This window comes from Nocardia ninae NBRC 108245 (genome assembly GCF_007990755.1).
Classification (GTDB): Bacteria; Actinomycetota; Actinomycetes; order Mycobacteriales; family Mycobacteriaceae; genus Nocardia; species Nocardia ninae.
In genome coordinates this window covers 214,225-232,608 of sequence record NZ_BJXA01000001.1, presented here as the reverse complement: position 1 = coordinate 232,608, position 18,384 = coordinate 214,225, and the positions used below count along the sequence as shown (strand labels likewise).

The following is an 18,384-nucleotide window of genomic DNA, read 5'->3' as shown; positions in this document are numbered from 1 at the left end:
CAAGCCACGAGGGCCAACCCGCAGCGGCGCGTCGAGCAGCATGCGGCCGACCCGCTCCTCGCATGAACTGCTCCCCGAAAGTTCGACTGAGAAACTCGGTTCCGACCGCCGGGGAGCAGTCCAGCATCTCACCGCCCCCTCGGTAGCAGACCACCGTCGAACGGGACACCACGGCGGGCTCACTCGCGCATCCCGCCGCCACGTCCCACGTGCGTGCGGGAGTGGGTGACCTCGGGACATCAGGGCGGTTTCACTTGGAATTCTTCGCCACCATGTCCCGTTGCGTGCGGGGAGTTGGTCACCCCGGGACATGAGGGTGGCCCACTCGCACTTTCGGGCCGCCATGTCCCATTGCGCGCAGGAGGTTGATCACCGGACGTAAGGGTGAGCCTTACTGAGACTTTGCCGCCGCCAAGTCCCGTTCGGTGACCTCGCCAGAGCTCAGTTGATGTCGAACTCGTTCCCTTCGGGATCCTTCATCCCGACCGCGTAATGGTCGATCCCTTCCTGGTACATGACACAGGTGATGGTGGCGCCGAGGCCCGCCAGGCGGTCGGCTTCGGTGTCGACTCGCTTCTTCCGCGTCTGGATCGGGTCTGTCCGGTCGCCGCTGGCGTGGATGTCGATGTGCAGCCGGTTTTTCACGGCCTTTGCGTCGCGGACTACCTGGAACCAGATGGCCGGTCCACCGCCGTGCGGGTCGCTGATCCGGTCCACGCCGCCGGTCAATTCTGCTTCCGGCAGCCCCAGATCGCGGTAGTAGTCGTCCCAGGTGGCGAAACCGGTTGGGGGCGGTGCTAATTCATAGCCCAGGGCGGCAGCCCAGAAGCGGGCCATGCGGTCGGGATCGGCGCAGTCGATCACCAACTGGTAGCGGACGGGCATCGAGATTCCTTTTCAGTGGCGCAACTCTGTGCGCCAGGTTCGTCACTGTCTCGCCCCCATCATGGCCGCCGCACCGATCCCATGTGCAGCGGCATGTGCGAGGTCGCGCAGCTGAAGAACGGGTTCGGTAGGCGGACCGAAAGCTTGCCGGCCGATGATCGTGCCGCCCAGTATGAGACCACTGTTCTCGTCGTTGATCCGGTGGCTGTCGCGGCTGCGCGGCGGGCTGGGAGGGAGAGCTGTCATGTCGATGCCTTTGGAGGGCGTTTCCGGCGATGCCGCGCAGGCCGGCGTCACGGGCAAGAATTCCGGGGGCGGAGCGGGCGTGTGGGGTGAGGGCTCGGCGAGCGGTGGCGAGGGCGTGCATGGTGTCAGCTACGGCAATACCGCGGGCGTCGCCGGCTACAACGAGAGCCCGAGCGGTGGCAGCGGCGTATGGGGGCGGGGGGCTGAGTCCGGCGGTGAGGGTGTCACCGGCCATTCCCGCACTGGATACGCCGGCGTAGGCGGCTATAACCACAACCCCAACGGCGGTGTCGGCGTGTGGGGTGAGGGTGCGAAGAGCGGCGGCGAGGGCGTGCATGGTGTCAGCTACGGCAATACCGCGGGCGTCGCCGGCTACAACGAGAGCCCGAGCGGAGGCAGTGGCGTGTGGGGACGCGGTGCTGAATCCGGTGGCGAAGGTGTGACGGGGTATTCCCGTACCGCCCATGCCGGCGTCGGCGGCTACAACCTCAGCAATGGCCCGGGGGTCTGGGGCGTCGGGGGACCGCAGGGCGGTGAGGGGGTGCACGGTGAAACCCATTCGAATCACGCGGCGATCGCCGGCTACAACAAGGGTCGCGGCGACGCGGGCTATTTCGACGGGAACGTGACCGTCAAAGGCAATATCACCGTGACGGGCGATCTGTTCTTGGCCGGCGCCGATTACGCGGAGGCACTGACCTGTGGTGAGCCGGGGATCGCCGCGGGCACGGTGGTAGTCGTCGGCGAGAGCGGCGCGGTGCATCCGTGCCGCGAGGAATACGACACCGCAGTCGCCGGAATCGTCTCGGGCGCAGGCGGTGTCGCGCCCGCGATCGTGCTCGACCGCCACGACGACGGCGTGAACATCGCGCTGATGGGCAAGGTGTGGTGCGTCGCCGACGCGACACAGAGCCCGATCCGCCCCGGCGACCTGCTGACCACCTCGACCACCACCGGCCACGCGCGCCGGGTGTCCGACATGAGCCGCGCCCTGGGATCCATCATCGGCAAGGCGCTGACCGCCCTGGACTCCGGTCAAGGCCTCGTCCGCGTTCTCGTCAGCCCACGCTGATCGGCGGCCGACCGATGGGTATCTACACCTTCACGCTGGAACAGTTTCATATCGACAACACCCGGTCCCGGCACGAGGACACGAACACGGTGCAGTTCCGGCTGGCCGTGGGCGAACCCATCAGCGTGCGCCAGCTCATGAACTAGGGTCCGGTTGTCGAACAGCTCAACTCGCGGTTCGCGCGATGACCTTTTCGGCGAAGCGGGACAGGTTGGCGATCTTGGTGTCGAGGGGTTCGGTGTCCTGTTCGAGGGTGTAGGGGAGACGGAAGCCGACGATGACGTCGGTAACTCCCTTGTCCTCCAGTCGTTTGATCCCGTCCACGGTGAATCCGTCGAGGGAGATCACGTGCACCTCGAAGTCCTTGCGCGTCCCGTGTTCGGCACGCAACGCGTCCAGTTCGACCAGCAGCCTATCTAGTTCGGCTCCGTCGCCGCCCGCGTGCATCCACCCGTCACCGCGTTGCGCGGCCCGCCGCAGCGCCGGCTTGCTGTGCCCACCGATGAGGATCGGTACCGGCTCGGTCGGCACCGGAGAGATCTTGATCGGCGGTATGTCGTAGAACTCGCCGTGGAACTCGAAGTACCCGCCCGCGGTCAACCCGCGCACGATGTCGATGCACTCGTCCATCCGCGCACCACGCTTCTCGAACGGCACACCCATGATCTCGAAATCATCCGGCCACGGACTGATCCCGACGCCGAGCCCGAACCGGTTGCCGCTCAACGCCGCCACCGACGCGGCCTGCTTGGCGACCAGCACCGGCGGCCGGATCGGCAGTTTGAGTACGAACGGGGTGAACCGTAGCGTCGTGGTCACCGCCGCCATCGCCGCGCTGAGCACGAACGCCTCGACGAACGGCTTGTCCTCCAGGAACTCCCGGTTCCCGTCGGGCGTGTACGGATACTTGGCGTCGGAGTCCCGGGGATAGGCGATGCTGTCCGCGACCGCCATCGATGAGTACCCGGCCTCCTCGGCGGCGCGGGCCAACGGCACGTAGTACGTCGGGTCGGTCATCGTCTCGGCATAGGTGAAGCGCATATCAATCGCCTTCCTGACGCCGCGAACGCAGCGCCGTGGGTGCCCGGTGCCCGAAGTACGAGCCTTTTCCGAGGCAGGTTGTACTCACGTCTACTGCCATGGATTCGAGAATCCGTCCGGAATCAGCGTCTCGAACATCGCCTTCATGGCATCGGAGAGCCGCATCAACTCGAAGTACGACCCGATCGGCCCGCCTTCGAGATAAGCGAACTCCATCCCGACACCCTCGAACTTCCCGCGCGCCACCATCTCGATGCCGGCCGCCCGCGCCTCGTGCAGCGCGCCGTCGTAGTCCTCGGGCACCCACCCCGTGTGGTGCAGACCAGGCCCGAACCGCTCGAGATGTTCGGCATACAAACTGATTCCGCCCCGTGGCTCGATCAGCTCCAACTGCTGCCCACCCGCATACCCCAGCGCGACCGTGATCGTGTAATCGGCAGGCTCGCCACGCAATTCGCACGATTCTGGCCCGAAGTGCACATCCGGAATCGTGAACCAGTGCGCCACCCCGTACCGCTCGGTGAACTCCTGTTGCGCCGCCGCGATATCGCGCACGACCCAGCACAGCTGGAAGATCGGTCCCGCCGTGATCATGGATTGCCTTGTGTCGCAAGGCTTCGGCGGCACAGCGCGCGCACCTCTCGCACCCAACCGGCGGCCATCAGGTGCGCTCTATCCATATCTTCAACTAAACACGTGTGCTTAACCCAGTCAAGGTGAGGGTTTAGTACAGTGCCACTATGCTGATCGCCGATTCGCGCGCGTCACTGCTGGACGCGGGGGAGCGACTCATCGCCGAACGCGGAGTAGAGGTTCCGCTGCGCGAGATCGCCGCAGCCGCGGGCCACCGCAACAACTCCGCGGTGCACTATTACTTCGACTCCCGCCACGGCCTGATCGAAGCCATCGTCGAGCGCCGGATGAACCGGCTCGAAGAACGCCGCATGCACCTGCTCGCCACCCACGAGGCCGACGGCACCGCCCACGAACTCGACACCCTGGTCGCCATGCTCGCCGACCCGATCCTCGAGCTCATCACCCAGGACGAGGTCACCCACTTCGGCCGCTTCCTCGAAGTAGTGCGCGCCCACCCGGTGATCGCCGACCCGCGACGCCTCGCAGGCACCGACCGCGCCGCCGTGCGCATCATCGCCACCCGCCTCGCCGCCGCACTACCCCAACTCACCCCACGCAGACGCCGCCAACGCCTCGAAACCATGGCCACCGTCATGTTCGCCCTGATGGCCGACTACGAACGCACCCTCGAAGCAGGCGTACGCACACCACACCCCGACGACGCTGGCGAAATCACCGACATGATCGTCGCCATGCTGACGGTGCCCGCCCGCGACACGAAACCCGCCAAACGCCGCCCCTGACGCCGTCACCCCCGCAGCCGCTGAACTCTGCTGACACCTGACACCTGACACCGAACGCGGCAATCGACGGCTGACGCAGCTGCCAACCCCGGCCAACCGTGGCTCTGGCCCAGATCTCATGATCGGCTCAGCTACCAGTGCAGCGGCAGGGCATGTGTCCCGAAGCCATGCCGCTCATCCGATCTGAAGCGACTACGTCGAAGATGAGTCCGACGGTGTCAGGTCGGTGTCAGGTCGGTGTCAGTCAGACCGGCGACAGTACAAACCGCCCGGGCGGTCAGTACCCGGGCGGTCACCGGCGGTCTCCGCTTTCGGATCTCAGGAGGAATTTTGACACGCGAACTGGTCTACACGGGCTTCATGTCGCTCGACGGTGTAGTGGACTCGCCGGGCGGCAAGGAGGAGGGGCACCGCAGTGGCGGTTGGGTGATGGACACCGAGTTCGTTCCCGAGGCCTACTCGCTCAAGGGCGAAGAACTTGCCGATACGACGGCATTGATGTTCGGTCGCCGCAGCTATGAGGTGTTCGCTCCGTTCTGGCGCGACTCCGCCGACCACGCCGCGTACAAGGAGCTTCCGAAGTACGTGGTCTCGACCGGCCTCGCCGACGACGCTGCGGTCGAGGATTGGGGCCCGATCACGATTCTGCGGTCCACCGAGGATGTCGCCGAGCTCAAGAAGGGTGATGGCGGTGCGGTCTTCATCCACGGAAGCGCCGAGCTGGCCCGGCGCCTGGCGGACGCTGATCTGATCGACCGGTACAACCTGCTCGTGTTCCCGGTGTTGCTGGGGTCGGGCAAGGGCCTCTTCAGCCGGGCGGACCGAGACAAGCAGCAACTGCGCCTACGGGAGTCGGCGACCTACTCCAACGGTGTGGCGAAGCTCGTATACGACGTCGTGCACTGAGCAGGAGCTGCCGTGCGGTACTCCCGACGTACCGCGCGGCAGCCCGGACGCGGCAGCATCACCCACGAGGGGTTACCAGGACCCGCGCACCCCCTGGGATACGGTCGCTGAGTGGAACTACTGGGAATTCATCACGTGGCGATCATCGCCTCCGACTATGTGCGCTCCAAACGGTTCTACACCGAGACTCTCGGCCTTGCGGTGATCGCCGAGCAGTATCGCGCCACCCGCCGCTCCTACAAGCTCGACCTGGCCATCCCGGGCGGCAGCCGGATCGAACTGTTCTCGTTCCCCGAACCCCCGGACCGAGTAAGCCGGCCGGAGGCCGCAGGACTGCGCCACCTGGCGTTCGCAGTCCGCGACGTCGCCGCGACGCTCGACGAGCTGGCCGCCAAAGGGGTCCGCACCGAGGAACTGCGCGTCGACGAGGTCACCGGTAAACGGATGGCGTTCTTCTTCGACCCGGACGACCTGCCCCTGGAACTCTACGAAGTCTGATTCATCCCGCGCGACCGCTTCGCCAATTCCACTGTCGCCGCCCGCAATTCATCGATCGAATCGATCGGCGCCACATAACCGACCCGGGTCCGGGCCACGCCGCGCGGCGTCACCACCCGCAGGTCCAGCCCGTACCGGTCGGCCCGCTCACAGCTGGCCTCGGTCGCGTCCGGATACCCGCCCAACGCCTGCGCCATCGCCAGCAATGCCGGCGCGTGATCATCATTGAGGTGCGTGATAGCACCCGCCGCAACCGGCACGATCGGATCCGGCGTCGTCGCGGCATACTGCTCCGCGGTCGCGGAGTCCATCCGCCCGTACCCGCCGACCCACCGCACCCGTCGCACGCGCAGCACCCACACCGAGAAATCGCTGTAGTCGATGTAATACTTCGCCGCGGGCACCGCCGCCAGATGCGCCGCCCGCGCCGCGTCGGCCTCCGCACCCACCGGCCGCTCCACCACACCGGCCAGCGTGATCCTGGTCCCCGCCAGCGGATCCGCAGGCATATCGGGCGCCACGATCGCGAGACTCGCCCGCGGATCACCCGCCAGGTTGCGCCCGTGCTCGGCCATCTTGGACACACACAGCACCGGCTGACCGTCCAGCAGCCCGTACGTCACGAACGACGCCCACGGCGTGCCGTCCTCGCTCAGACTCGCCAGCGTCGCCATATTCGTCGAAGCGGCAACCGTTCTCGCCTCCTCGGCGGCGGACGGCCGGGCCGGATTCGCCACCGGCGCCGTCGGCTGCGGGATCGAGGGAGCGTCGCCGGGGTCACCGTGGTCGAGGGTCATGTCGTCCATCCTCTCCTGCCCGCCCGATCCGCAAGACAACGGGTGCGGGGCTTTTTCCAGCGTGCCATGCCGGATCGGCTTGCGTAGTACGGTCAATGGATTGGATTGACCGCGCGAATCACGCCCGGATAGACCAGACTTGCCGGGTGACCCGATACGCATTCGACGCCGACCACAACGTGATCGTCGCCATCTGGGCGACCGGCCGTGGTGACCTCGCCCAAGCTGTTGCCACCCTGCCGCAGACGGTAACCCATGATCAGGCAACAAATCTGGCGTCGAACCTGACCACGCTGTCGCGGTTCCACTGGCGCACCTACACCCACCCGGCCAGCGCCGCGGGCGACCCGGACATCCCCAACAGCGAAGCCTGGCGCCGTGCCGAGGAACGCCGGAACTTCAAAGAAGTCGAAGTGGGGATCCGCACCCCTAACCTGCCCTCCGCGGAGGGACTCGTCGTCTCCTACAGCGGCGTCGTCGAATCCGCGCACCGCGTCGGACGCACCCTCTACGAGATCGACGACCTCACCCTGCGCGACACCATCGTCGCCGAGGTGAGCGCCGAACAAGCCGCCATCGAATCCGCCGAACGCGGCGACCTGTCCGGCCGGGCCCGCCAAGCCGTCGAACTGTCCCGCCCCGACATCTCCCCGGCCCAGGTGCAAGCCGCCGACGACCTGTTACGCGCCGACCCACTCGGCTCCATCGAACTGTTCACCGAACTCGACCCCGCCTCCGCCTCGGTCGCCGCCGCGCACTGGCTGCTCGCCGCCGCCGAGGTCGCCGGGGAGATGGCCGGGGTGCCGTGCACCGACGTCGTGGTGGAAGCCGACGACATCGAGGCCCTCCAGGTCGAGACGCCCACCCTGGTGCTCGAACGGCTCGACGCGGGGGAGAGCCCCACCGAAGTCGTCGTCGACCTCATCGCCGAAGCGATGGCCGTGCACGAAGGGCGCGTGCCCGCGCCGTGGGCCGTCGTCGGCCGCGTCGCCGAAATCGAAGAGCAGGCCCGCAAATTCGAGGTCGACGCCGACACCAGGGAAGCCATGCTCGCCGGCTTCCGCATCAGCCGCCTCGATCCGTCCCGCCCCGCCCTCGACCTCCTCGAAGACCTCCTCGACGGTATCCGCGGCTGCCTGCTCCTCTACGCAGCCCACACCGACGACCCCGACGTGGAAACCCTCTTCACCGCCGACGTCCGCCTAGAAGCAGACGCAGACCCCGAACACCTTCTCTGACAACAGCTCCACGCCGAAGATGGCCGACCGATGCCCAGTTCGACACCCCTCCGCATCCTCGTTGCGTAACAGGTTGGCCGTCAGCGCGATTGAGCCTATACAGGGCGACGAGGGGACTACGCGATGGCCGAACGGCAACGGTGGGGCGGACAGCTGCGGTTGGTGCGTCCACTGCTCGGTACGGCGGCGGCACTGGCGTTGGTCGTCGGGGGCGCGACGGCATTCACCCACCACGCCGCACCCGGCCCCGCGCCGCAGTGGTCGGTAAACAACAACCCGTATACGGTGCCGCTGCCCACGAACCATCAGCCAAACAACGAAATCGACGGATGAGTTCGCCGGCCTGACACAGCCCGGTGCTCCGGCCGCGACAGAACCGTTTCCCTGCCTCCAGCTAGCCCTTCAGCTGGAAGAGGCCGACACCCTTCGGCCTACTCGGCGGCTTCGCCGAGAGCGACAGCGGTTTCGGGATCGGTGCTCAACCACCGCCGCAGCCTCTCGTACACGGCATGGTGGTTCAGCAGCGAAAAGTGATTGGCAGCGGGAACGTGCAGGCCATTGGCATCATCGAAACCGATGCGACGAGCCCGGTTCCGCCCCGCGGCACTAGGAGTGAGAACCAGCCCGTCGCCGATGACCCGCCCCAGCGGGTGGCGTGGACTGCGGGTGACACAGGCGGTGACGAAGTAATGGTCGGCACCCTCGAGCAGCGGCACCTCCCGGATCGCCCTGCGCGTCAGATCATCGGTATCCGCGTCACGCCAATCCTCGTCCACCAGCGACCCCTGCCGCAGATCACGAATACCCGCACTACGACGCCGCAGCAGCCGGCCGAACGGCCGAGTCTCGGGCACCCGGACCAACGCGGCAGACGCGTAATGCACGAACTGCTCGAGCGGAGCCCCCAGATGCGGCGACCCGAGACACACGAGATGCCGGACCTTACCCACCCACGCCTTCCCGGACTCGCTCGCATCGAAGCACGCGCCACGGGCAATCAACCCGCCCATCGAATGCCCGACCAACGACAGCTGCTCGATCTCGACCGGCCAGTGCGCCACCAGCCGCTCCAGCAAGTCACTCAACTGACGCGCATTCTCAGAAATGTGCAAGCCGCTGTTGTACCGGATCTGCACCGTGCTGTAGCCGAGATCCTGCTCGATCCCTTCGGCATAACTCGTGCGCCCACCGAGCCGCCACGCATGCTCGGTCTCCACCAGACCGTGCAGAAACACCACCAGCCGCGAACTGGGCCGCGCGACATGACCCCCGATCTGCTCGGGCGACACCGGATCACCGTCCACGCGCAACGTCATCGGCCCGGCGAGGATGGGCCGCGCCTCCTCCAGATCGTCGCCGATCAAACCCTGTAGCGCACCGAGGAAGCCCGCGCCGAACACCGTCCGTGACGGCACCTCGGCCCCGGGCAGATCCACGGTCCGCTCGGCCAACCGCCCCGCGGCAACGGCTGTTCCGCTGACAATCCGATACACCCCGTCGGTGATCGCGTCGTGCACCACCTCCACGGGCGCCGCGGCCGGACCGACCCCGAACCGCACGGCCGCGAAAACCCGCCCGGCGATCGCTCGGTGCACCGAAGCGATGCCGTCCACCGCGCCACCGAGCTCGTCGCCCGCCAATCGAGCGAGGGCCCTGACCTCGGCCTTCCGCTGATGGGTCTGCTCACTCATGGGTTCAGTGTACAAGCGTTCACTGAAACCGTCTTGTCGACGGAAGTTCTTGGTGCATGCACCCGTTCGAAAGGTGATCAGGCAGTGGGTACCCGGGTGACCCCTACCGCCGACTCGGTGAGACTGCCCAGATACAACGCACCGTCCCGCTCCACCACCCCGGTGACCATCGAGAAGTTCGTACCCTCGGTCTGCAAGTCGTGCACGACATTTCCGTCGAAGTCGACTGCCATCACCCATATCGTCTTCGCAGGCTTCGGCTGCACCCACTCCGGCAGCAGCCAAACGATCCGCCGCAGCAACCCGGGTAGCGGAAGCAGCCGGTCCAGCAACGGGTTCCGTGCGGCAGGCAGCGTGATCCAGACGAGCCCGTCGCTACCGAGGCTCATATTGTCCGGAAACCCGGGCAGGTTCTCCACGAGAAAGTCCCTGGTGCCCGCCTTCGGGCCTGTGAGCCAGTATCGCGACACCCGATAACCACCGGTCTCCGCGACGACCACACACGAGCGATCGGGGGCAAGCACCACCCCATTGGCGAAATACAGGTTGTCGAGCAGGGTCTCGACCTTGCCGGACGGATCGCGACGGAACAGCCTGCCGGTCCCGGAGTGCTCGAGCATGTCACCCATGTACTCGGTCAGCGAGAAACGGCTCGTCGACGACGAGAAAAAGATGGTGCCATCCGCGTCGCGAACCACGTTGCTGGCGAAGGGGAGTGGTGCGCCGTCGATCTCGTCGACCAACACCTTCAGCGTCCCATCCGGCGTCAGCTCCAGCAGTCCTCGCTCGAAGTCGCAGATCAACAGCGTGCCATCGGGATCGGCGTGTAGACCGAGCGGGCGACCGCCGGTGTTCGTGAGCTCACGCACGTCACCGCTGGTCGGGTCCACGCTGAGAATCGACCCGCCATCGATGCCGACGATGAGCCGTCCGTCCGGCCCGAGCACGACGTCCTCGGGTCCGGGGCCTGGCAGTTCGAGGCGATCGAGCTCGGGAAGCGGTGGCGCACTGCGGGTTCGGCGCGCTCGCGGGGGAGCGGGCGGCGGTGTCCAGCGTTGCGGGTGGAGAGTCGAGGTGGGCACGTCTCAGCGTAACGCCGGGTCACGGGCTTGCTGCGGGAATGGCGGGGTAGGGGAGCAGGTCAGGGCGAGTTTCGAATGTCGGCTAGGGGACGATCGGCATGAATTTGCAGTACCGACAGTGTGTTTGAAGCCGGCCGCCTGCTTGCAAGCAGGAAAACAACATGTTGTTACGTAGATATGCGCATCTAACCATGTGTTCTCAACCCTATTCACGTCACGTTCCTCCGTCCTCCCGTCCTAAAGACCGCATAGACGGCAGGGGGGATCTCGCATGAGGGGAGGGGGAGTCCTCCGCAGAATCCATGATCAACGGCACATGGCTGTGGCATTCGTGAGTAGGGGCCGCCGTCATGCGCCGTCGATCATCGAGAAGCGCCTGGACCGAGCTGCTGGAACCGGCCCGCCGGCACGAAGGGCTACGGCTGATGCGTAATCGAGTACCAGAGCACCGCGAGCGTCCCGAGCACGAACAACGGTGACAGCACCCAGGTCTCGACCTTGTTGCCGGTGCGGTCGATGATCGGCACCCGCGTGCGGACCTTGAACGGCCAGAACAGCCGGCAACCGCGGTCGGTCAGGCAGTCGCCGAGCAGGTGTACCAACGCACCGAGGCCGACGGAGAACGGCAGCCACACCGGCTTGTCCGAGATCCAATGATCCATCGCGAAGGTTCCCGCGACCGCGAGCACCACGATGGTGCCCCACGCCTCGACCCCGTCACCCGGCGGACACAGATGTAATGCTCGCACCGCCAGCGCAAGGAGGAAGAAGACGAGCCCGAGCGTGAACCATCGTCCGATCCAGTGCTCGCCGGCCCACGTCCCATAGGAGACCGCGGCGACGAAGGCGAAGGAGTGGGTGGCGTGCCGGTGTCCGCCGGAGATCCAGGAGATCAACCTGCAGAGGTTGTAGGAGATGGGACCGAGCACATGCGCGATCGTTCCGTTCGGATGATCCGCGTCCGGCAACAGCGCGGCACCCGCCGTCAGAAACACACCGAGCAACAGGTCGACGGGGCCGAGATGCCCTGACACATCCTGGATTGTCGGGTAGGTCAAGATCGCGACCGGCAGCGCCGTTGCCGCCGCCGACCAGGCCAAAGCGCCACTGGTCGCATGAGAATGTCCAAGCACCGGGTGAAGGTTAGTTCACCTCAGCATCGTTCAGCGAATGCCGGTTCAGTGATCTTGTGCGGGGGGCGAATTGGGGGATGGGCAACCCGGCGGGATCGGGATCGTTTGTGTCGCAGGCGTGGTCGGCTGATGAGGCAGGCGTCATCGACGGCGGTGCCCGCCGTGCGTGTCGCGGCGATGATGGGGGAGCGGACGGAAAACGCAGGGCGAGTTGGCATTCAACGGGGGAGTCGCGTCACAGAGTTCCACGACCGCGCCCTGATTCGCCGCCGCGTGTCGGAGCAGGTGAAGGGATGACTTCGGTGCCATCATCTAGCTAGATAGTAGACATTAGAAACATTGTGCTACTTAGATGTGCGTATATATGCATATAAAAGCTACTAGAGTGTCGCGCCCCGAAAGAACCCCCTGTACAACAACGGCATAGACAGGGGAGGGGGCCGGGGCAGTGGAGAAGTTCCCGCCGGAGGTGTCAGCGAACGAGCCGGAAGAACGCCCGAATATCCTCGACGAACAGCTCGGGCTGCTCGAACGCCGCGAAGTGCCCACCGCGCTCGGGCTCACTCCAGTACCGGATATCGGTGAAACGCTGTGCCGCCCAACGCCTGGACGGCCGCTGCAACTCCTTCGGAAACACCGAACACCCGGTCGGCACGTCCACCGTGCTCGTCACTTCCCCGGAGATCCACTCGTCGACCTGCGCGATGCTCTCCCAATACAGCCGTGCGGCCGACGCGCCGGTGCCCGGAAGCCAGTACATCATCAGATTGTCGAGTAGCTCGTCCTTGGTGAGCGCGTTCTCCGGATGCCCGTCGCAGTCGGTCCACGCCCAGAACTTCTCGATGATCCAGGCACACAGTGCGGCAGGGGAGTCCACGAGTCCGTACCCGGCTGTCTGCGGCCGGGTGGCGTGCATCCGCGAGTACCCGGATTCCCACCGACCCGCTTCCTCGAGCGTGCGCAGCGCATCCCGTTCCCGTTCGGTGAGGTCGCCGAAGGTGGCCGGGTCGGGCGGTGCCAGCGGCGGCAGGAGGTGTATCCCGGCCACATGGTCGGGGTCGAGCTGGGCAAGCCGCGTCGACACGCTCGTACCCCAATCACTGCCCGCCGCTCCGTAATGCCGGTACCCGAGCAGTGCCATCAGCACGGCCCAGGCCGCCGCGATCCGATCGACGCCCCACCCGGGTTCGCTCGGCCGGTCGCTGAACCCGTAGCCGGGCAGCGAGGGGCATACCAGGTGGAAGGCGTCGGCCGGATCGCCACCGTGCGCGGCCGGGTCGGTGAGCGGGCCGATCACCTTGCCGAACTCGATGATCGAGCCCGGCCAGCCGTGCGTGAGCAGCAGCGGAAGCGCGCCCGGCTCCGGCGATCTGACGTGCAGGAAGTGGATCCCGAGCCCATCGATCTCGGTGCGCACGTTCGGCCAGGCGTTCAGGCGTGCCTCGGTGGCGCGCCAGTCGTACTCGTTCGCCCAGTACGCGCACAATTCCTGCACGTACGCCAGGGGCACCCCTTGCGACCAATCCTGGACGGTCTCGCGTTCCGGCCACCTGGTGGCCCGCAGCCTGCCCTGTAGGACGGCGAGCTCCTGGTCGGGTACCTGAATACGGAAGGGCTGCAAGGTTCTGTCCTGTCACGGTCGGGCGTGCGGGTCGACGATGCGGTCGAGTGCGTGCAGATCGGAATCGAGGGTGTAGAACACGCGCAGTGTGCCGAGGAAGGCGAACAGTCCGCCGACGCAGAGCCCCACGATCGAGGCGAGCACCGCCTGCTGCTGGGTGGGATGCAGGAACGCCACACCCGCGGCGACGCCGAACAGCGGGACCGAGGCGGCGATGCCGAGGTAGATCCGGCTACGCCGTGCCAACCGGCGCAACTGGCTTGATTCCGAAGGGGAGCTGTGCCCCGCGGCGACCAATCCCGGGTAGTACCAGCGCAGTACGAAAAACGTCACCGGGAAATAGGTGTAGACGACCGCGACCGCGGCCGCGACGAAGTGCGAGGCGATCAGGTTGAACAGCAGCCCGGCGGACAGGTCCGCGATGTCGTGCAGCTTGACGAGGAACACCAGCAGCGCGAGCGCCCACGCCGTGAACGAGACGGCGGCGATGCGGTCGCTACAGGCAAGGGTGTCCGCTCGCGCCTTGGCCAACGTTTGCTCGTCGTAGCGTTTGCCGTGCCGCAGCCCGTAGGGGACCAGGAACACGAGCCGGCACCAGTACAGCAGGATCGCGACGCCCACCGGATAGCCGACGGCCCCCGCGATCAACCCCAGCTCGGTGAGTTGCGCCTGCCCGTCGACGCCGAGCTCCATGTCGAGCAGTTTCGTGTTGTGCGCCGACAGGTAGAGGACGCCGAGCAGCTGCCCGAGCGCGCTCGACAGTGTCACCACGGGCATCGGCCGCATTCGCAACCGTCCGCGCAGACTGCGCGAGGGTGGGTCGACGAGATCGCGGGCGGTCCGGTCCAGGGTGAGTTCGAGGTGTTGGGCGAGATCGGCGCCGCTGGCGTAGCGATCGTCGCGGTCGGGGGACAGGCAGGTCAGCAGCGCGTGGCGCAGGATCTGCGGGCAGTCCGGTGGCACCGGGGCCGCCTGGCGCTCGTCGATCGGCTGGCGACGCAGTTCGATCATCCTGGTGAGCGAGGTATCGGATTCGGCGAGCCCGAGCTCGTCGGTGAACGGAAGCCGCCCGGTGAGCAGCTCCCACAGCACCACCGCGAGCGCATACAGGTCGCTGCGGGTGTCGAGGTCGGCGGCCGTGGTGGGGATGGTGGGATGGCAGGCTTCGAGCTGTTCGGGGGACATGTAGGCCAGTGAGCCGCCGAAGTAGGCGACCGGACTCGCTCCCGGAATGTGGGTGCTGAAGCTGATATTGAAGTCGGCGAGCTTGGGATGCCCGTCGGCGGTGAGCAGGACGTTGGCGGGTTTGATGTCGCGGTGCAGGACGCCCGCGCGGTTGGCGTAGTCCAAGGCGGTGGCGAGCCGGCTACCCAGCCAGGCCACGGTTTCCGACCAGCTCAGCTTGGCCAGGTCGGCACGGGTGAGCGAGGGTTGCGGGGTCAGTACGCCGCCGGCGGTGACCGCGGCGTCGACCGCGTCCAGCAGCAGTTGGCCGGTGCGTTGCGCGGGCGGTGTGCTGCGGACCAGGCGCAGCACACCGAGCAGGGTGCCGCCCGGCACGTACTGCATGTACATCAGCTTGAGGTGTTGTTCCTCGATCTGACGCTGGTCGAAGACGCGCACGATGTGTTCGTGGTCCAGTTGGGCGAGGGTCTGTGGTTCGCTGCCGCGGTCACGCGAAACCTTCACTGCCACAAGCCGTTGCATGGACCGCTGCCGTGCGAGGAATACGCGGGCGAACGCGCCTTGGCCGAGGGCGATCAACAGGTCGAAGTCGTCGATGGTGGCACCGGGCGCGATGGTGTCGAGTGCATTGCTGGTCGTCGCGTCGGAGAGCAGCGTGGTGCGGAAGTTCTCGGCGGAGTGGCTGCCGAAGTCGAGCTGGGTGGCCAGCTGCGCCATCTGGGCGGCGAAGTCCTGCTCGTATTCGGTGAGGTCGAGTTCGTCGTCGCCGCGGCGGCTGCGTGCGGTGATCTCCTCGTAGATGAGGTCCGGTGGTAGTGGGGCGGCGTCGAGTTCGGGGAACTGCGCGCGGTACTCGGCGAGGCGTTTGCCGGTGTGGGTCTCGCGCCAGCGATGCTGCAGGTCTACCTTGATCAGCTCGATGAGGGCCGAGCGTCGTAGCCCGCTCTCGGCCGGCAGATGCGCAGCGAGGTCCGGTGGTTCGTCGGCGTCCTCCCAGGCGCTGTCGAACTCGGCAACCAGTCGCGTCAACGCGGTTTGCGTCGCCGCCACTCGGTCCATCTCCATGTGGCCCACCCGATCAAATGGCTTCCCGAGCCCCCACCCGAGGATAAACGATCACCTGCGCCGGGGCCGCTGAATTATTCGTGACCGCAGGTTTTGGGGGCATCGATGACCACCGGCCATCACGCGCAACAAAGTGTTGCGCTTCGCGGGATAGACGGTTAACGTCATCCGCAACAAAAGGTTGCGAATCGAAGGAGTCGACATGGAGTACGGACAGATCGAACGGACGATGTACGTCGAGGCCACACCGGAGGTGGTCTACGAGGTCATCAGCAGCCCTACGCATCTCAAGGAGTGGTGGCCCGACGACGTGGCCTTGGAGCCGGTACCCGGTGCGGTCGGCGAACTCGTCTGGGGGGAGCGCGGCACTCCGGACGTGCAGATCGTCCCGATCACGGTCGTCGACGCGCAGCCGCACCGGTTGTTCTCCTTCCGCTGGACCCATCCGGCCGAGGAACCTGCGGGCGTCGGCAATTCCCTGTTCGTCACCTTCGAGCTCGCGCCCTCCGGTGACGGCACCTCGGTGCGGATGACCGAAACGGGTTTCCGCGAGATGGGGTGGGAGATCGCCGCGCTCGAAAAGGAATACAGCGAGCACATCAAGGGCTGGGACTGGTTCCTGCCGCGGCTCGTACAGTGCGCGGAACGGCTGGTCGCGCGCCGATGAGCGGTGTGGTCGACGATGAGCTGTGGTCCGCGATAGGGGACCCGACCCGGCGTCGCATGCTCGATCTACTCCTCACCGACGGTGAGGGCACCGCCACCAGCCTCAGTGACCGACTACCGGTCACCAGGCAGGCCGTCGCCCGACATCTGGGTGTACTGGACCGGGTCGGGTTGGTACACGGCACACCCGAGGGCCGGGAGCGGCGCTACCGGGTCGACGACGCCCAACTGGCCCGTGCGGTCGCGCAACTCAATGCCGTCGGATCTACCTGGGACGCACGGCTGCAGCGCATCAAGCGCATCGCCGAGGCCATTCAACGCAGCAAACAGCAGTAATCGAGAGGGATCGACATGGTGGATATACTGCACAGGGTCGGGGTCGGGTCGGCGTCGGTGGACGACGTCTATGCGGCCTTGACCTCGATCGAGGGCCTGGCCGGCTGGTGGGCGAGTGACACGAAGGGGGATACGAACCCCGGGGGAGTCATCCAGTTCCGTTTCACCGCAGGTGGATTCGATATGAAGGTGGTCGACCTGCAGCCCGGCAAGCGGGTGCTGTGGGAGGTGGTCGACGGACCCGAGGAGTGGATCGGCACCGAAGTGGTGTGGGACCTGAAGGAAGAGGAAGGGTTCACGATCATCCTTTTCCAGCATCGGGGCTGGAAGGAACCGGGTGAGTTCATGCATCACTGCAGCACCAAGTGGGCGATCTACCTGATGAGTTTGAAGCAGTTGGTCGAAACCGGAACGGGTGCGCCGGACCCGCACGACGTGCAGATCAGCAACTGGCACTAGGGGATAGCGGGGGACCTGTCCAAGTCGACGGGTCCCCGGCGCCTCTCGATCGCTCCGGAAAGCTCGCCCGGAATCGATATCTACGGCATACTGACCAAGGCAGCAGACCTTCTGACAGGTCGGGGCTGCGGCGCTGATAGCAGCCCGCACCGCCCACGCTCGGTTCGCAAATATTTTGCGGCGAGCGCCTCTCTTCCCGGTCGTCCCGGACACCGGACTCTTCGTCTCTCTCTTTCGAGATCGATCGATGCTGCCTTGCGTCAATCAGCCCGCCGACACCGGGCTCAACCATGCCATGAAACGGAGCGAAAGCTTATGAGTACCTTCGGAATTACCGACGGCAGCGAGCGAGCGGTCATCGAGAACCTGCTCGATCTCAACCGTGAAGCGCTCATCGAGACCGTACGCGGACTGTCCGAGGAGGATGCCCGCCGTCGACTCGTCGCGTCGCTGACGACGCCGATCTCGTTGATCAAGCACGCCGCGGCCGCGGAACGGATCTGGTTCCAACGGTTCTGGGCGGAGCTCGACGAATCCGAGTGCGACGGGTACTCGGGCCGCGACGAGGGTACGTTCGCGGTCGCCGACGGCGAAACGCTGGCGGACGTTATCGCCGAATACGAGAGCGCTAGCCAAAGGTCCCGGGAGATCACGGCCCGGTTCGAGCTCGATGACACCAAGGACAATCCTCGGGAGGGGAAGGTCAGCATGCGCTGGACCCTGCTCCTGATGATCCAAGAGTTCGCCAGGCATGCTGGGCATGGCGACATACTGCGTGAGCAGATCGAGAAGGGTATACCGGAGCAATCGACCGTGTGAACGTACCGTTCGGGTACCGACGTTATCGAGCGGCGGGCGGGCCAGCGTATCGCTGCGGCTTGCCCGGGCTCGACCACGGCCGTGTGGTCGGAGCTTCGCGGCAGCCCGGGGAGAGCGGGCTGCGGTTGATCACATCTGAGGTAGATGCCGACTAGTTGACATAATGTTGATTATCGGCACAGAAACAGGTGCGGATAATCGGGGGCCGCGCCGTGCAATGTCGCTGGTATGTGCGATGTTTCGGCGTCACTTGCGCCAGTCCGCC

General features: G+C 66.1%; 21 protein-coding genes. 11 read left to right on the top strand and 10 right to left on the bottom strand.

Translation table 11 applies throughout. The features are described from left to right. Positions 1–441: 441 nt before the first annotated feature. Positions 442–885: a VOC family protein gene (locus tag NN4_RS01115; RefSeq protein ID WP_147128037.1), complete on the bottom strand. Its 444-nt coding sequence runs from the start codon at positions 883–885 to the stop codon at positions 442–444. A gap of 42 nt (positions 886–927) precedes the next feature. After that, positions 928–1,131, bottom strand: a complete 204-nt coding sequence (locus NN4_RS01110) for a hypothetical protein (RefSeq protein WP_147128036.1) — start codon at positions 1,129–1,131, stop codon at positions 928–930. Between NN4_RS01110 and NN4_RS01105 the strand changes: the two genes are divergently transcribed. Together NN4_RS01105 and NN4_RS46520 are read left to right on the top strand one after the other, a co-directional pair. Next, positions 1,130–2,203: a hypothetical protein gene (locus NN4_RS01105; protein ID WP_147128035.1), complete on the top strand. Its 1,074-nt coding sequence runs from the start codon at positions 1,130–1,132 to the stop codon at positions 2,201–2,203. The genes NN4_RS01110 and NN4_RS01105 overlap by 2 nt on opposite strands. Positions 2,204–2,217: 14 nt before the next feature. Further along, a complete protein-coding gene (locus NN4_RS46520) occupies positions 2,218–2,349 on the top strand; it encodes a hypothetical protein (RefSeq protein ID WP_281289294.1) in 132 nt (43 codons plus the stop codon). Positions 2,350–2,368: 19 nt separating this feature from the next. Here the strand turns inward: NN4_RS46520 and NN4_RS01100 are convergent, their stop codons facing one another. Together NN4_RS01100 and NN4_RS01095 are read right to left on the bottom strand one after the other, a co-directional pair. Continuing rightward, complete coding sequence (locus NN4_RS01100; protein ID WP_147128034.1) at positions 2,369–3,244, bottom strand: TIGR03619 family F420-dependent LLM class oxidoreductase; 876 nt, start codon at positions 3,242–3,244, stop codon at positions 2,369–2,371. Between the two features lie 90 nt (positions 3,245–3,334). Next, entirely contained in the window at positions 3,335–3,838 is a 504-nt protein-coding gene (locus NN4_RS01095; protein ID WP_147128033.1) for a VOC family protein, read from the bottom strand. A gap of 146 nt (positions 3,839–3,984) precedes the next feature. On the opposite strand from NN4_RS01095, the gene NN4_RS01090 reads away from it, so the two are divergent. The 3 genes from NN4_RS01090 to gloA2 all read left to right on the top strand — a co-directional run bounded on the left by NN4_RS01090 (position 3,985) and on the right by gloA2 (position 6,027). Further along, complete coding sequence (locus NN4_RS01090; protein ID WP_147128032.1) at positions 3,985–4,623, top strand: TetR/AcrR family transcriptional regulator; 639 nt, start codon at positions 3,985–3,987, stop codon at positions 4,621–4,623. A 330-nt stretch (positions 4,624–4,953) separates the two neighbouring features. Further along, complete coding sequence (locus NN4_RS01085; protein ID WP_147128031.1) at positions 4,954–5,529, top strand: dihydrofolate reductase family protein; 576 nt, start codon at positions 4,954–4,956, stop codon at positions 5,527–5,529. A gap of 111 nt (positions 5,530–5,640) precedes the next feature. Further along, positions 5,641–6,027: an SMU1112c/YaeR family gloxylase I-like metalloprotein gene (gene gloA2 / locus NN4_RS01080; protein ID WP_147128030.1), complete on the top strand. Its 387-nt coding sequence runs from the start codon at positions 5,641–5,643 to the stop codon at positions 6,025–6,027. Here gloA2 and NN4_RS01075 read toward each other — a convergent pair. Then, positions 6,015–6,824 carry a HugZ family pyridoxamine 5'-phosphate oxidase gene (locus NN4_RS01075; RefSeq protein WP_147128029.1) on the bottom strand — a complete coding sequence of 270 codons (810 nt, stop codon included), beginning with the start codon at positions 6,822–6,824 and terminating at the stop codon, positions 6,015–6,017. The genes gloA2 and NN4_RS01075 overlap by 13 nt on opposite strands. A gap of 146 nt (positions 6,825–6,970) precedes the next feature. Between NN4_RS01075 and NN4_RS01070 the strand changes: the two genes are divergently transcribed. Further along, positions 6,971–8,062, top strand: a complete 1,092-nt coding sequence (locus tag NN4_RS01070) for a hypothetical protein (protein ID WP_222594924.1) — start codon at positions 6,971–6,973, stop codon at positions 8,060–8,062. A 123-nt stretch (positions 8,063–8,185) separates the two neighbouring features. Then, positions 8,186–8,395 (top strand): hypothetical protein, encoded by a 210-nt coding sequence (locus NN4_RS45625; RefSeq protein WP_222594923.1) that lies wholly within the window; start codon positions 8,186–8,188, stop codon positions 8,393–8,395. A gap of 98 nt (positions 8,396–8,493) precedes the next feature. Here the strand turns inward: NN4_RS45625 and NN4_RS01060 are convergent, their stop codons facing one another. From NN4_RS01060 to NN4_RS01040, 5 genes are all read right to left on the bottom strand, one after another. Continuing rightward, entirely contained in the window at positions 8,494–9,753 is a 1,260-nt protein-coding gene (locus NN4_RS01060; protein WP_147128028.1) for a lipase family alpha/beta hydrolase, read from the bottom strand. A 77-nt stretch (positions 9,754–9,830) separates the two neighbouring features. Further along, the gene (locus tag NN4_RS01055) at positions 9,831–10,835 is read right to left on the bottom strand and encodes an SMP-30/gluconolactonase/LRE family protein (protein WP_222594922.1); all 1,005 of its coding nucleotides are present in this window, start codon (positions 10,833–10,835) and stop codon (positions 9,831–9,833) included. Positions 10,836–11,251: 416 nt separating this feature from the next. Continuing rightward, positions 11,252–11,968, bottom strand: a complete 717-nt coding sequence (locus NN4_RS01050; protein ID WP_147128027.1) for a metal-dependent hydrolase — start codon at positions 11,966–11,968, stop codon at positions 11,252–11,254. A gap of 472 nt (positions 11,969–12,440) precedes the next feature. Further along, the gene (locus NN4_RS01045; protein WP_147128026.1) at positions 12,441–13,589 is read right to left on the bottom strand and encodes an epoxide hydrolase family protein; all 1,149 of its coding nucleotides are present in this window, start codon (positions 13,587–13,589) and stop codon (positions 12,441–12,443) included. A gap of 12 nt (positions 13,590–13,601) precedes the next feature. Next, a complete protein-coding gene (locus tag NN4_RS01040; protein ID WP_147128025.1) occupies positions 13,602–15,839 on the bottom strand; it encodes a serine/threonine-protein kinase in 2,238 nt (745 codons plus the stop codon). A gap of 202 nt (positions 15,840–16,041) precedes the next feature. Here NN4_RS01040 and NN4_RS01035 point away from each other — a divergent pair, with 202 nt between their 5' ends. From NN4_RS01035 to NN4_RS01020, 4 genes are all read left to right on the top strand, one after another. Further along, positions 16,042–16,506, top strand: coding sequence for an SRPBCC domain-containing protein (locus NN4_RS01035; RefSeq protein ID WP_147128024.1), 465 nt, complete (start codon positions 16,042–16,044; stop codon positions 16,504–16,506). Continuing rightward, positions 16,503–16,841, top strand: a complete 339-nt coding sequence (locus NN4_RS01030) for an ArsR/SmtB family transcription factor (RefSeq protein WP_147128023.1) — start codon at positions 16,503–16,505, stop codon at positions 16,839–16,841. Before NN4_RS01035 ends, NN4_RS01030 begins: the two co-directional genes overlap by 4 nt. A 15-nt stretch (positions 16,842–16,856) precedes the next feature. Continuing rightward, positions 16,857–17,300, top strand: coding sequence for an SRPBCC family protein (locus NN4_RS01025; protein ID WP_147128022.1), 444 nt, complete (start codon positions 16,857–16,859; stop codon positions 17,298–17,300). A gap of 315 nt (positions 17,301–17,615) precedes the next feature. After that, the gene (locus NN4_RS01020) at positions 17,616–18,119 is read left to right on the top strand and encodes a DinB family protein (RefSeq protein WP_147128021.1); all 504 of its coding nucleotides are present in this window, start codon (positions 17,616–17,618) and stop codon (positions 18,117–18,119) included. Positions 18,120–18,384: the final 265 nt, after the last annotated feature.